Annotated in this window: 11 protein-coding genes; 5 read left to right on the top strand and 6 right to left on the bottom strand. The window is 38.6% G+C overall.

The genetic code is table 11. The annotated features are described in order from the left end of the window. Nucleotides 1-47: 47 nt before the first annotated feature. On the top strand, nt 48-1163 hold the full coding sequence (locus tag LVD15_RS00685; protein ID WP_233778385.1) for an ROK family protein: 1116 nt from the start codon (nt 48-50) through the stop codon (nt 1161-1163). A 6-nt stretch (nt 1164-1169) separates the two neighbouring features. Here LVD15_RS00685 and LVD15_RS00680 read toward each other — a convergent pair whose 3' ends face one another. After that, nucleotides 1170-1862 carry an NUDIX hydrolase gene (locus LVD15_RS00680; protein ID WP_233778384.1) on the bottom strand — a complete coding sequence of 231 codons (693 nt, stop codon included), beginning with the start codon at nt 1860-1862 and terminating at the stop codon, nt 1170-1172. A gap of 139 nt (nt 1863-2001) precedes the next feature. On the opposite strand from LVD15_RS00680, the gene galK reads away from it, so the two are divergent. After that, nucleotides 2002-3168: a galactokinase gene (gene galK / locus LVD15_RS00675; RefSeq protein WP_233778383.1), complete on the top strand. Its 1167-nt coding sequence runs from the start codon at nt 2002-2004 to the stop codon at nt 3166-3168. A 101-nt stretch (nt 3169-3269) separates the two neighbouring features. On the opposite strand, the gene LVD15_RS00670 is transcribed toward galK, so the two are convergent. Next, complete coding sequence (locus LVD15_RS00670) at nt 3270-3587, bottom strand: hypothetical protein (RefSeq protein ID WP_233778382.1); 318 nt, start codon at nt 3585-3587, stop codon at nt 3270-3272. 324 nt (nt 3588-3911) lie between these two features. Between LVD15_RS00670 and LVD15_RS00665 the strand changes: the two genes are divergently transcribed. Then, on the top strand, nt 3912-4490 hold the full coding sequence (locus tag LVD15_RS00665) for a hypothetical protein (protein ID WP_233778381.1): 579 nt from the start codon (nt 3912-3914) through the stop codon (nt 4488-4490). 22 nt (nt 4491-4512) lie between these two features. Further along, on the top strand, nt 4513-4974 hold the full coding sequence (locus tag LVD15_RS00660; protein ID WP_233778380.1) for a phosphatase domain-containing protein: 462 nt from the start codon (nt 4513-4515) through the stop codon (nt 4972-4974). Here the strand turns inward: LVD15_RS00660 and LVD15_RS00655 are convergent. Then, nucleotides 4966-5448, bottom strand: coding sequence for a DUF4112 domain-containing protein (locus LVD15_RS00655; protein WP_233778379.1), 483 nt, complete (start codon nt 5446-5448; stop codon nt 4966-4968). The two genes, LVD15_RS00660 and LVD15_RS00655, sit on opposite strands and share 9 nt — an antisense overlap. Nucleotides 5449-5576: 128 nt before the next feature. Between LVD15_RS00655 and LVD15_RS00650 the strand changes: the two genes are divergently transcribed. Further along, nucleotides 5577-7244, top strand: a complete 1668-nt coding sequence (locus LVD15_RS00650; RefSeq protein ID WP_233778378.1) for a DUF6909 family protein — start codon at nt 5577-5579, stop codon at nt 7242-7244. Here the strand turns inward: LVD15_RS00650 and LVD15_RS00645 are convergent. The 3 genes from LVD15_RS00645 to LVD15_RS00635 all read right to left on the bottom strand — a co-directional run bounded on the left by LVD15_RS00645 (nt 7241) and on the right by LVD15_RS00635 (nt 14589). Beyond that, nucleotides 7241-10081: a response regulator gene (locus tag LVD15_RS00645; RefSeq protein ID WP_233778377.1), complete on the bottom strand. Its 2841-nt coding sequence runs from the start codon at nt 10079-10081 to the stop codon at nt 7241-7243. The genes LVD15_RS00650 and LVD15_RS00645 overlap by 4 nt on opposite strands. A 181-nt stretch (nt 10082-10262) precedes the next feature. After that, complete coding sequence (locus LVD15_RS00640) at nt 10263-11753, bottom strand: SGNH/GDSL hydrolase family protein (RefSeq protein ID WP_233778376.1); 1491 nt, start codon at nt 11751-11753, stop codon at nt 10263-10265. A gap of 10 nt (nt 11754-11763) precedes the next feature. Next, the gene (locus LVD15_RS00635; RefSeq protein ID WP_233778375.1) at nt 11764-14589 is read right to left on the bottom strand and encodes a TonB-dependent receptor; all 2826 of its coding nucleotides are present in this window, start codon (nt 14587-14589) and stop codon (nt 11764-11766) included. Nucleotides 14590-14642: the final 53 nt, after the last annotated feature.

The following is a 14642-nucleotide window of genomic DNA, read 5'->3' as shown; positions in this document are numbered from 1 at the left end:
ATTTGAGTCATAACGTTACTCAATAGATTAGAATTTAATATAAACTTATGAATATATCTGACGATGACAGAATTGTGATGACGCTGGATGCGGGAGGGACTAATTTTGTTTTTTCGGCCATACAACACAGCAGTCAGATTATAAGTGATATAACATTACCTTCTGGAGCTCATGACCTTAGGCTATGTTTAAACACAATATTAGAAGGATTTGAGGCTGTGAAAGCTCAGTTGCCTGTAGCGCCTTCAGCCATTAGTTTTGCTTTTCCCGGTCCATCAGATTATAGTTCAGGAATTATAGGAGATTTAGCTAACCTGCCTGCTTTTAGGGGAGGAGTAGCACTGGGCCCTATGTTGGAAGATCATTTTCATATTCCGGTATATATAGGTAATGATGGAGATCTTTTTGCTTATGGCGAAGCGATGATGGGTCTCCTGCCTGAAGTGAATAACTGTTTGGCAGAAGCAGGCATAAATAAAAGGTATAAAAATCTCTTAGGCATAACCCTGGGTACAGGATTTGGTGGAGGAATAGTGATCAATAATCAACTATGCGAAGGAGATAACTCTGCTGGAGGGGAAATATGGGCCATGCGTAATTTTACGGATACCAGGCTTACTGCTGAAGAGGGAGTGAGCATTAGGGCGGTACAGCGCAGCTATTCTCAAAAGGCGGGCATTGATGAGTTGTTAACTCCGAAAGATATTTATGATATAGCTATAGGTAGAATGGCAGGAAATAAGGAAGCTGCTTTATTTGCCTTTGATGAAATGGCCGTAGCCGTAGCAGAATCACTGGCTAATGCCGCTACTTTGCTTGATGGTGTTATTGTAATAGGAGGGGGAATAGCGGGAGCTTATAAGTTAATTGCTTCAAAAATTATAGATCATTTAAATGGTACTATAGAGAATTTTGAGGGGGTGAAAATGCCTCGCTTAGCTTCTAAAGTATATAATATAGATGATGAAGCCGGTATGCAGCATTTCCTTAATCATGATGTGAAGGAAGTAGTGGTGCCATTTTCTGATAGAAAGGTCTCGTATATAGCAGACAAGCGTTTGCCTATGGGCGTATCCAGACTGGGGACCAGCCAGGCCATAGCCTTAGGAGCATATGCCATTGCTTTAAGTAAAATGGAAACATATAAGGAGTTGCAGAAATAAGCAGCTTTATTTTAGGGTAAACTCTATGTGGTAGCCCTTCTTTCTTAATTCCTGATACTTCTCTTTGTCAAATTGATAAAAATAGGCTCCTTTCTTAGAAGTAGACTTGTCTTTAAAGTCTTGCTTTATCAACAGCTTGGTAGATAGTATTTTTTTTCTGAAGTTCCGGTCATCGAGCTGTTGTCCATAAATGGCCTGGTAAAGCTGTAGCAATTGCGGCATGGTGAAATTTTCTGGCAATAGCTCAAACCCTAAAGGAGCATTTTTAGCCTGGAATCGAAGTTTTTCTTTTCCATTTTCTACCATTTGGCAGTGGTCTAATACCATTTCCGGCAGCTGGTCTATGTCAAACCATTTAGCTCCATGTGCTTTAGCTATGTCCTTAAATAACTGATCTAATTTTATAAGGCTCCAGAATAGAATAGAAATAACCCTACCTCCAGGATCTCGATCCGCCTTGCCATAAGTTTGTAATTGTTCTAAAAATACACCTTTCAGTCCGGTGAATTCTTTTAAAACACGCTCTGCAGAGGCATATAAATCTTCATCATAATTTACCAAGCCTCCAATCAGAGACCATTGGCCTGAAAAGGGCTCTACCTTCCTTTTAAAGAGAAGAACCTTCAGTTTTTCCTCCTGAACATCATATCCAAACACAAGGCAGTCGATTGCTACCCACATCTGGTCAGCTATATACATACTAATTAAATTTGATTATTCTTTAAACTACAACTGTAAACGGATTTATAGAAATAAACGTATGATTTACGCTTAAAATAATTGTATTTAACTCTAAAAATGTTAATATTGAATATATTTGCATTCTAAAGTAAAACTCATGAATACAACCATATTAGAAAAGATAAAATCGACTTATTCTAAGGAGTTTGGTGTTGCTCCAGAAATTATTGTAAGATCTCCGGGAAGGATAAATTTGATTGGGGAGCATACTGATTACAATTTAGGCTTTGTATTGCCCGCCGCAGTAGACAAGAGCATATATATGGCACTTGGTAAAAGCGGAAGCAAAACATCCCGCTTAGTATCTGTAGATCAGAATGAGGATTTCACTTTTGATATTAGCCAGCCTACTTTCAAGGTAGAGCAAAAATGGTATAACTATATCTTAGGTGCCGCATGTGAGCTATTAAGCTTAGGTAAGGAGCTGGAAGGATTTAATGTAGTGTTTAGTGGAGATGTGCCGCAGGGAGCGGGTATGTCATCATCTGCTGCATTAGAGTGTGGTACTGCCCTTGGTCTTAATGAGCTGTTTGGCTTAGGTCTTGAAAAAGAGCAGATAATAAAAGCATCTCAAAAAGCGGAGCACAATTATGTAGGTGTAATGTGCGGTATTATGGATCAGTTTGCCAGTGTAATGGGTAAAGAAGATCAGGTGATTTTACTTGATTGTAGATCATTAGAGTATGATTACTTTCCATTAGAGCTTAAAGAATACAGCCTTTTGTTATGCAACAGTCATGTAAGTCATAATTTGGCTAGCTCAGAATATAATGTGAGAAGAAAGCAGTGTGAAGAAGGTGTAGCAGTATTGAAATCTCACCACCCGCAAGTAGAGTCTTTGAGAGATGTAACTAAAGATATGTTACAAACTTACAAAGCTGAGCTTGATCCTGTAGTATATTTGAGATGTAAGTACGTGGTAGAGGAAAATGAAAGGGTAGAGCGTTTCTGTGATGCCTTAAAGAGACATGATCTTGATGAGGTTTCTTCAATCTTGGCTAGTGCTCAGGAAGCAATGAAGAATGAGTATGAAATCACTTGTCCTGAAATAGATTTTATGGCTGATTTTGCTAACTCAAAAGAGGATGTAAAAGGCTCTAGAATGATGGGCGGAGGCTTTGGTGGTTGCACTATTAACCTGGTGAAAAATGAATACATCCCTACATTTAAAGAAGAATTAGCATCTCAATATAAAGCTAAATTTGATATCGATCTTGATTTTTATGATGTGAACATCAGTGAGGGTACACATACCATAAAATAAAAATAATTTCTGTAAATCAGTAAACCACTTTAGTGCTGGGCCTTAGCCCTTACATTAAAGTGGTTTTTTTATGTCTTGAAACCTCTGTTTCCCTATGCTAATTAAGCAATTTGCTGTTCAATCTTAGTGATGAGTATATTTATTCTTTCTTCAAAATCTTCTGGGCTTTCACAGTTTAGGTAACTTAAGAGGTTTCTGGATTCATGGTCTCGCATGATAAAGTGGTCTTTAAAAAACAGAACCCTTTCCTCCTGAGTCTTTAGCTTTTTATAGGCTTCACGCTGAAGCGTATTCTCTAAAATGTAAATAATCTTGTCCTTGACAATGTTTGATTGCATAGAGTTGGATCTTGGAGACTCTGCGTCGTCTTCAGGAAATTTAATTGATTTATATGGACCATACATAGTGCACTTCCTCACTTTACTCACTTTAAATTAGTTAATATTTTAATATCCCGTGTTGGCGGTTTTATAGTAAAAATCCCCTAATTCAATGGGTATTTTTACCTAAGCTCAAGTGAATCAATTTTATTTAAAACTCTGTTTATCAGCTGTTTACTTATTATTGTGTGCGTGCGTGTGTTTATTTCAAAATATTTTTATTTATTTTAGTTTATATTCCTTCGATTATAGGCAGCAGAATGCCTGAAATTCCTTTTCTCGTCCTCATTTTTATTGCATTATCTCTTTTTTGCTACACGAATAAATTAAAAAACATCTTATGTGGTATGGTGTTTTTCTAATATGAGTCAAAAGGAAAAAGCACGTCGGATAGAGTCATCTTTAGATCATCTCAAATTAAGGATCAAAGAGAAGTTACACCTTTTTGATACCGTGATTGTTTATCCTTTTTTAGGGTATAGTAACAGTCATAGAAGTGTAATCTCGGGCAGAGTATTAGAGCAAGAAGCAGATATACATACTTCTGGCAATAAAGGCCGGAGTGTCTGGAATAATATTAGGAAGGTTTTTAAAAGGTATGAAAGTGATGAAATTCCTTTCGTTCAGCTCAGTGCCTCTCTGGCAGGGCGAAAGGTAAATACTTATGCCAATGAAGAAGGGTATTTTGAGTTTGAATTTTACCATCAGCCAGGAGAGTTGAGTAACGGATGGCATAAAGTGGCTATTGAAATTGAGTCTATTCCTTATGATGTAGATTATATATCATATGCTCAGGGCGAGATTCTGGTATGTGATCAGTCGGCAGATTTTGGAGTTATATCTGATGTTGACGATACTATTATTCAGAGTTTTGCTACTAACCCAATTAAAAAGATGTATACTCTGCTCACCAAAAATTCGGAGAAGCCGAACCCCATTTGAAGGGGTAGAAGAGTTATATCATTTGTTAGTAAATGAGAATAAAAATCCGTTGTTTTTTGTTTCGGGTAGCTCTTTTAACCTTTATGATTTACTCACTAAGTTTTGCCAGCATCATAATATACCCAAGGCTCCTTTCTTACTAAGAAACCTGGGTTTAGATAATGAAAAATGGTTTAAGCTCAACACAGACAAATATAAAAAGGCCTATATCGAAGAAATTTTGCAGATGTATCCTGACTTGAGCTTTATCTTAATAGGAGATAGTGGGCAGAAAGATCCCGAAATTTACACAAGTCTGTGTGAAAAATACCCTAATCAGATCAAAGCTATATATATCAGGCATGTGGGCGACCAAGCCCGTTTAGATGAAATTAATGCTCTGGGGCAGCAAATATCAGCTGATTTTTTAGTGATGAATCATTCAAAAGAGGCGATAAAGCACCTGAAAAATAAGAATTGGGGTGTAGATTCAATTTTAAAATAGCCACTGAAAAAACTCCACCAATAATTTTACTACGGCATAGCATAAAAGTAAAATTATAGCGCCACCAATGATCATCCAGGTAATAATTATTCCTTTGCCTGACCCGTGGTGCTTTCCTTCCTGATAGTGCTCTTTTAATAGTTTCACATTACGATTGTTACACCTGAAAAAAACATCAAAAACTGTCCCTATTAAAGGTATGGAGCCAATTAATGTATCAATGGCCACGTTACCCATCATTTTTACCACTACTTTTTGACTTGCTCCGTGGTTAGACATATGCCAAACTAATAGGCTACTAATAACGAAGGTAGCGGCATCTCCCAGTACGGGGATGAGGCTGAAGATAGGATCTAAACCAAAACGAATATTAGTTCCTGGAATGGTGAATTTACTATCTAGTAGGTTTGAAATTTTCTCAATATGCTCAAACTCATTTTTGGTGCCTGTTGGGTATGATATTATTGTTTCCATATTATTAATAATTAGAAAAATAATGCCAAAAATCACTGACCTTATTAGTTTTGTAGGCTATACGGGAATTTTTATTCTTTTAAAGGCAAAAATTTAAGTAGTTTAGTTACAGAATATTATAAATAAACATGACAGGATCGAAAGAGAGAACGAGAGAATCAAGGGCTGCTATTGAGCGCTTGTATATTACCATGAGGCATTTATTCATAAGAGGTAGCTATAAGCCTTTAGGTGTTTCTGGTAAATCATTGATTGAGGCATTACTTACCCTAAAGCCTGAAATTTATGGTACTGTGGCAGATCCTGGTAAAGTGGAGCTAGATGGTCTTCTTTATGTAATTGAGCGCTTGCCTTTGGGTATAGAAGAGTGCCGGTTTATAAAGTTAGTAGCCAGAGAAGGGTATGAAGAAGCAGGCCACGTGGCTATGGTGCCTGTAAAGAGAAGGCGAAACTGCTACCGAATAGACGAAGACCGCATGTACATAGAAATGACTCGCGGGCGAAGTGATATTTATGATATTCTTACTCACCTTACTTTTCTTTTTATAGAAGGCGAAAAGATTAAAAATCACTGCCTGGATCAAAAGGGCAGGATTATAGATGACTGGTATAGACTGGAAGAAATAGTAAAGCTGGAGGAAAAAGGCGAAAGCTTTGATGAAAAGAAAGCAGCTGTTTATTTAAGTAACTTCTTAGGCAGAACTATAAAAGAAACTCAGGTAGCAATAGAGAAATTCCGTATAGGTAAGAATAGTAATAGCCTTTATCATTTAGTGTACTGGCTTGGTCAAACGGCTATTAATGAAGCGATAGATGGAACTGGGAGAGAGATTACTTTTTCTTCTAAGCTGAGAGAGATAATAGGTCATCATATTTATGGTGAGAAATGGGCCAGAAAGATCAAATCATACATTTATGGTAAGGAGCTGCACCAGCGGCCTATTCATATCATTAGTGCTAATTTGCACAGTTTCCTTAACGCTATATACGGACCAGGAGCCTTGAAAGGAGAGAAATTTTCTTCTTTAGAAGAGCTGGCTTCTTTAACTAATAAAGAAGAAAACAGTGAAATGCGTCAGCAAATAAAAGACTATGCGCTGGAGCATGGAATGCATGAAATTCAGGATCAGTCAGGTACTAACTTATCAGTGCAGATTTTTGATCTATCACATGTTGATTTCAATAGCTTGCCTGAAGATTTTAAGCCAACCAATGATTTGGAGCCTCCGGTACTGATAGTGATGGACTATGCCTTTGGTGAGCAAGCTTTTGAGTGTATGGATGAGCTGCTGAAGCCCTATGAAGAGAGTAAGAATGTTTTTGATATGAATATTCAATCTGTTTCTATTATGGGTAAGGCCGGAATTCTTACAGGTAACAAAAGTGATATAATGTTACCTACTGCCCATGTATTTGAAGGTACGGCTGATAATTACCCAATTGATAATGATCTTGATCCTGCTGAGTTTAAAGGTAAAATATCTACTTATGAAGGTACTATGATTACTGTTATGGGTACTTCATTGCAAAACAGAGATGTGCTCAATCACTTTCTTACTTCTACCTGGAATGCGGTAGGTCTTGAAATGGAAGGAGCTCATTACCAAAAAGCTATTCAATCCGCAGCGAGAATAAGAAAGAGCATAAAAGAGGATATCAAAGTGAGATATGCTTACTATGCTTCAGATAATCCTTTGGTTACAGGCAGCACGCTGGCATCAGGAAGCTTAGGTTTAGAAGGAGTGAAGCCTACTTATCTGATCACTTCCGCCATTTTGAAGAAAATTTTGAGCTAGAGCGTATTTAGCTTTTTATGACAAAGGTCAATGATGGTATTAGTGAGCTGTTTTACGTTCATTACATTATTGGTCATTGCCCTTTTGTCATGATCATCCGAGCTAAGTAGCTCTTCTCCTTTGGCTATTTGAGTTTCTAAAAGCCTTATTTCAAGCATTTTTAAAGTGGGCAATATTTTGTGGTGAGCTGCCTTGAGAGATTCTATGTCCTTTTGCTTTATGGCTTCAATATATCTATCTCTAAACTTGCCCATTTCTAAGGTAAAGGTCTGTAACAGCTTAATCATAAGAGGAATATTCTTATCAGCAAGGGCTTCCAGCTTAGAAAGGTTAATGAACTGAGGTTTGGGCTTTGCTTTTGGCTCAGTAGCCTTCAGCGCAGTAATTTCTTTATTGAGGTTAGCGCTTATTTTTTCATATAAATCTTTAGGATTAAATGGTTTGGATACAAAATCATTCATGCCCGCCGCCATTACATTAGACCTTATATCAGAAAGGGCTGAGGCGGTAAGTGCTATAATTGGCACTTTGTCAAAATCACCACCCATAGCTCTTATTTCTCTGCTGGCAGTATACCCATCCATTTCAGGCATTTGTAAATCCATCAAAATAAGATCATAGGTTTTGTTAGTCACTTTTGTTAAGGCCTCTACACCATTTTCGGCTTTTTCTACTTCTATTCCCCACATATCCAGAAATTTAGTGGCTACCATCTGATTGACCACATTGTCTTCTACCAAGAGAATGGTTATTCCTTTCAGGCTTTCATTGCCAATGTCTGAGAGATTAGTTTTGTTCTCATCAGCGGCCTTTTTATTACTTTTTTCGAAAGCGATGGTAAAGTAAAAGTTGGAGCCTTTGCCCAAGATACTCTCTACCCGAATTTCGCCTCCCATGAGATTGATTAGCTTTTTAGTAATAGCCAGGCCAAGACCGGTGCCTCCAAATTTTCTGGTAGTCTCTTTTTCTGCCTGACTAAACTTATTGAAAATTTGCTCATGCTTATCATTGGCTATGCCTATGCCACTATCTTTTATGGAGAATTGGATAGATATATTATGTTCTGTCTCTTCTGCTACATGGGCAGAGATAATGATGTGGCCTTCACTAGTGAATTTCAGCGCATTCCCAGTTAAATTATTCAGTATCTGACTTAGCCGGGTGGAGTCTCCCTTTACATATTCCGGCACCTTAATGTCTATTCTGGTCTGAATATCAATGGGCTGTTTTTTTGCTCGCAATACTAAAGATTGCTTTATTCCTTTCAGCGTGTCTAGCAGGTTGAAGTCAATGGCTTCCATATCTACTCTACCTGCTTCCAGCTTATTAAAATCTAGTATGTCATTTATGAGAGAAAGTAAATTTTCGGCTGAGAATTTCAGTGTATTAAGATTTTCCAGCTGATGATCTTGAGGTGATTCCTCTAAAAGTATATGAGCAAGACCAATTACCGCGTTGAGTGGCGTGCGTATTTCATGGCTCATTACAGAGAGAAAGTCGGCTTTGGCCTGTGAGGCATTTTCAGCTTCTTCCTTGGCGCGAATAAGTTCTTCTTCCTGTTTTTTTTCATGGGTAAAATCCTGAAAAACACCAATCAGCTTACTTACTTTATCATTTTGCCACTCTACACTACCAATGGTTCTTACCCATTTATGGTTTCCTTTTGCTGATATAATGCCCAGCTTGCACTCCCATCCTTCACCGGTGTTGATAGCATGATTTATCAATTCACTTATTACCGGCTTCGAATCTTCATTATAAAATTCAAAGGCCGCTTCCATGCTAGGGCAGAAATCGGGCTCTACTTCATGTATTTTTTTTGTGATGTCTGACCAAAAGATGCTTTGTTGCTGAAGGTCTACCTCCCAATGACCAATATTAGCCATGTTTTGGGTATCCTTCAGCAGCTGAGACTGACGTTTGAGCTGTAATTCATAGTCTCTCTTTTCTATAACATTACTCAGCCAGTTACAAACTAGCCATATAAACTCAATCTCTCTTTTACTGAAAGGAGTGTTTTTCGGAGTTGGTGATAGTAGGTTAAAGGAACCATAGCAGTTTCCATTAACCCAGATAGGTACACCTATAAAGGTTCTTATTTTGAAGTTAGCAAAGCCATCACGCTCTTTATAGCTTGATTTAGCCGTGTCTTCAATGGATATAATTTTCTTTTCTTCGTAAGGAAGAACGCAATAAGTGTTTTTGAGGGCGACTTCTGAGTTTATTGTTACTTCTGTGTTGCCACTATAATAATCGATAATTTGAAAATGATCATTTTCAATCTTACACACTATACCCAAGGGCAGTTCGAAGTAAGTCGATAATATTTCAATGGCCTGGTGTATTTGCTCCTGTTCACTTAAATGCAGTGAAAGAGTCATTTGGTTAAACAAATCGATATGAGCAATTAACTCATCGAGCCGAGACTCATTGTTAAGGAGGTTTTTTTTGGTGTTTTTAAAGTGATTAACATTCCTGGCTACAGCCCTAATGGATGTTACAATTTCCTCATGGAAACTCATATGCACATTTTGCCCTACCCATATCTCATCTCCATTTTTTGAAATCATTATAAATTCAAAGTAGGAGTCTGCCTGTTTCTTGTCGCGTTGGTCTTTATAGAAGTGAACCAGCTCATCTCGCTGTTCTTGCTTTACTATTTTATAATAAGGTATATGCTGAAGTTCCTCTTTAGAATAACCAGAATATTTTACTAAGCTGGCATTGGCATATTTAAAACAGCCATTATTATCCAGCTCATAAATCATATCATCTAGCGATTCTACAATTTCTTCAAAGTTTGATGGGGAAGAGGATATTTTTATTCGCTCAGCCATTATGGTAATATATAGAATTGAAGGTAGAGATGGCGAGGTATGTAATATTTAACCTTAAATAAATTTATTCAACCTCCTTTTAAAAAAAATAAACGCTCACTTAATGGCAATGTTATGGAACGGCCATGAAAAAGGCTCTCTTTTTAATGAAGAGAGCCTTTTGGACTTATAAAAGATCTGTTTATTGGAATATAACAGTTCTGTAAGTGGTAGTATTCAAATTAGGTATGTTAGCCATATATTTATCATTAATAAAATAAATAAGCTCATTGGCTATGATAGCATGTCCTCTAGGATTAGGGTGTATGCCATCAGTTGAGAATAAACCTGCAGGGCTAAAATCAGGTGCTATGGTTACACTTTCATATTCCAAACCCTGCTCCCCGTCAGCTGCAGCTTGAGCATCCGGAGTGAGTGCCAGCATAGCAGCCTGTGTTGGAGTAAGCCCTGCCAGGTCAGCGAACAGAGGCTGTACATCAAACATATCGACTCCTGGTGTGGCCTCAGCAATACCGCTGATCACTGTATTATAGGTGGCCTGAGCGGTGATTATAGCTGTTTGCTCTTCTAAAGAGAGTACATATTGGTCTGCTGCAGGAGTGGAGGTTCCTATTCCTGTACTTAATGCAGTAGAGGTAGGGAGCGGTATCAGATCGGTAGCTTCTGTCTGTCTGTAATTAGGGATATCAAATTCATTCAAGTCAGTAAGATATTCATCTTCCATCACAAAAGCATTCTGCCCCTCAGCAAAGTGTATAGTTCTGCGGGCTGCTTCTTCTTCATCTATCAGATCATTCATTAAGGCAAATTGAATTCCATTATTATAATCTGCATAACCGGCATTAAGCTGAGCGGCAGTGGCTTCATCTAATGGTACGGGATTATAAGGTACGGCTCTGAAGTAGGGTACTAAAAGTACCGGAGGTATATTTAATACAACGCCATTGGCTCCTTCATTTACCAGCTGACCAATTATAGTAGAGTAGTCAGTCATAAATTGAGCCTGGCTATAAGTGGTAAGTGGGGTGTCTCCAGCTCCGCCGGCGGTGGCATAGTTTAGTATTTCATTGTTACCTAACCACAGGGTAAAGAAAGTAGGATCTGCATTTAGTATGTCACCAAGTAGGGTAGAGGTACCTGGGTTGGAGGCAAAACGAGCATAAAAGCCATTATTAGCCAAAGCAGGAGTGTTAAGTTCTGCTATTCTCAGTCCGGGTACTCCAAAATTATTCAATGCAGATTTATCACCGCTATAAGGGGTGATCACATCACCGGGGGTAGTGGGTACTGGTCCTGGTATGGATGTGTCCAGAATATACCTGCCAAAAGTAGCTTCAGCAGGATTACTGTTGAGGCTTATATTGTAACCATTTGTAGCATTGATGTCTGGTTGGTTAAAAGAGGCGGTAAAACCTGCTTCTACCATTTGCATGCCTATAAGATTAGGAAAAGCACTGGCTTGCCCATCATTATAAAGAGCGGCGTCCATTAAGCCTGCAGTGAGAGAGTTTCCAATAGCTACATAATTACTGAAATCGGCTTCTCCCTGATTATAAGAAATTTCGATTGTATTATCTGCAATACGATCTTCTATGAGTTCATCTTCTGTGTCACAACTAAAAATAGCTCCCGAGATGATCATCAGAAAAGTAATATTTTTAAAGTTTTTCATTGAAATATTATTAGTTGAAAAATTGATCAAACGTGAGGCTTAAATAATAAATGGCTCCTATTCTTGGGTTACCGAATGAGGTGGTATACCTTTCGTTCAAAATATTGGATCCACCTAATTTGAGCGTAGACTTTAAGCTAGGCAGTTTGTAACTGACCTGGGCATCTACAGTGCCGAACGCGGGGATTACTCCTTCTCCAAATGATGATTCCCAGAAGAATGCATCCTGCCATCTGTAATTGATAGAGAATCCGAGATGGTCTGTTAATTTACGGTTAGAAAACTTGAGATTATATCTCCATTTTGGCGTGTTGAAGAATGAATTGAAACCTTTTTCTTTAAGATCGTCCTCATTGATCAACTCATTGTAAGCCACATTGCCGCCAACTTGAAAGCCTTTAGGGAGTGTGTAATCAACACCTACAGCAAATCCATGGGCGTTAACAGTTTCATCTGAGTTAATGTCAAATCCATATCTGGCTACAGGTACAGTACCGTTAACCAATTCTTCTCTAGAGGCAGCGGGCCCATCATAAAGAGGTGTGGGGCCGGAATTATTATTGCCAGCTGCAGTTTGGATCAGATCTACTTCCGAGATGAAGTCAGTATAGCTGCTGTAATAATAATAGGCATCTATCATTAGTTTATTACTGATTACGCTTTTATAACCAATTTCATAAGTACTTACTTTTTCTGTTTCGAAATCAAAATCAGTCCAAGGCGTAAGGTCATTAATTGACATCTCTCCATTTCTTACTGCTTGCAGGTCTTCCAGATTGTATACGGCATTGGTTCTGAAGTTGAACTGATCTACTAAAGCTTCATTGCTACCTACTAATCTTCTGCTTACCACATCTAAATTGATAAACTGATCCTGCGTGGTAGGTATTCTGAACCCTCTTTGGTAAGAAGCCCGGATGTTATGCATCTTGTTTTCTCCCATGGAATAAACAGCTGATAAGCGAGGGGAAAACTGGCCTTTGAAATACTCATTTTTATCATAACGGATAGAGCCTGTTAAATCCAGCCTTTCATCAGCCACTGATTTTTTTATTTCCAGATAGCCTCCAAATTCATCAATATCAAATTCATCTCCTGTATCTATGTTTTCCAGAGCGAATAGAGTTCCCCCTGAACTTAAGTTATACCTTCTGAAATTAGCGCCTACTATTACCTCAGCAAAGTTGATATGCTTCGTAAGATTATACATTCCTTCGATATGATAAAGGCTGGTTTCATCTAAAAACTTAGCACCTCCTTCTGAAATGGGGGTACTCCTTAACTGATCAAATGATGTGTTGTATTCATCGGAGCCTACTTGTAATCGAGAAGTGTTAGCTCTTGCAAATTGGTGTGAAGCCTCTACGGACTGGCCTGTGGTTCTGGCTCCAACCCAGTTCTGAAAATAGGCAGGAATATATGAATTGGCATTCATGAGAGAGGCCAGCGTATTAGCAGCATAGCTATCGCCGGCATCTTCCTGTGTAGTGTAGGCTCTTAAAAAAAAGTCAGACCCTTTAAGCTCTAACTTTCCTGTCCAGATAGAAAAATCATCTAGCACAAACCTGTCATTAGCAGTGTATACAGTACTACCAAAACCAATATTATACTGACCGATAAGCTCTAAGGCGTCATTAAGTCTATAATGCAAAGCGGCTCCCATTTTCAAGCTTTCCGTAGTGTTATCTACAAACTCCCTTTCGGTGAAACCTAGAGGAGTGAAGTTGCCAGCCTCACCATTAGGGATAAGAGGTCTGATGGCTGCTATCTGAGCTCCTGTGGCTCCGCCGCCAGCAATAACACCATCGGCAATTTGTCCTAGGTTTACTAATGGTTCTCCGTAAACATTTACGCCATCATAGGTACGGTTACCATCTCTGTAGCCAGCTTGTGAGGGATCATAATCAGGGCTGGTTTCAATCAAATTGCTCTGATCTCTGTAATCAACTCCTCTAAAGTCATTAGCCTTGAGGTATGAAGCGGTTACTTTAAAAGCAAATTTGTTGTTAAAAGCTTTTGCATATCGTATTGAATAATCAGTGTAGGCTGACATGTCATCATCTTCTTCATCTACATGGTTAACCCCGACCTTTACAGAGGCACTGAGTCCTTGGTATTCGAATGGACTTTTACTATTCATAAGAATTATACCTTGAATGGCATTAGGTCCGTATAATGCTGATGCTGCTCCAGGCAATATTTCTACACTTTCCAAGTCCAGGTCGCTGATACCTACAATATTTCCTACCGGGAAGTTGAGCCCTGGAGCCTGATTGTCTATACCATCAATGAGCTGTACTATTCGGTTGTTACCGTTAGCTCCGAACCCTCTGGGGTTAATAGATTTGAAGGTCATACTTTGTGTACTGACGTCTATGCCTTTAAGATTGGCAATAGCGTCATAAAAACTGGGTGAGGCAGTCTCTTGTATGGCTCTGATGTCCATTTTTTCTATGGATACAGGCGATTGGAGTATGTTTTCTTCTACGCGCGATGCTGATACCACTACTTCCTGACCCAGCATGGTCTCTGCCGGCAGGGCGATATCAATTTTAGAAAGGCCACCTGTCACTTCCTTTTCTTGTGGAGCATAACCAATGAAGGAAAATACTAAGGTAAAAGGAGGGTCTTCATGTACTGTTAAGGAATAGGTACCATCTGGTGCGGAGATGGTACCTATTACTTTTCCTTTAACAATTATGTTTACGCCTGCCAAAGGATCTCCTGTGTCTGCATCTGTAACAGTACCAGATAGAGTAGTTTGGGCAAGACTTAAGTGAATACTTCCAACGAAAAAGAAAATGAGAAGTACTCCCTGATAAAAGGTTCTTTTCATAGTCATTGAGTTAACGAATAAGTTATCATGAGAATGTTGCCAGGCAAGCGCAA

Source organism: Fulvivirga maritima (assembly GCF_021389955.1).
Lineage (GTDB): Bacteria > Bacteroidota > Bacteroidia > Cytophagales > Cyclobacteriaceae > Fulvivirga > Fulvivirga maritima.
The sequence above is the reverse complement of the archived record's forward strand: the minus strand, read 5'-3'. Positions and strand labels throughout refer to the sequence as shown.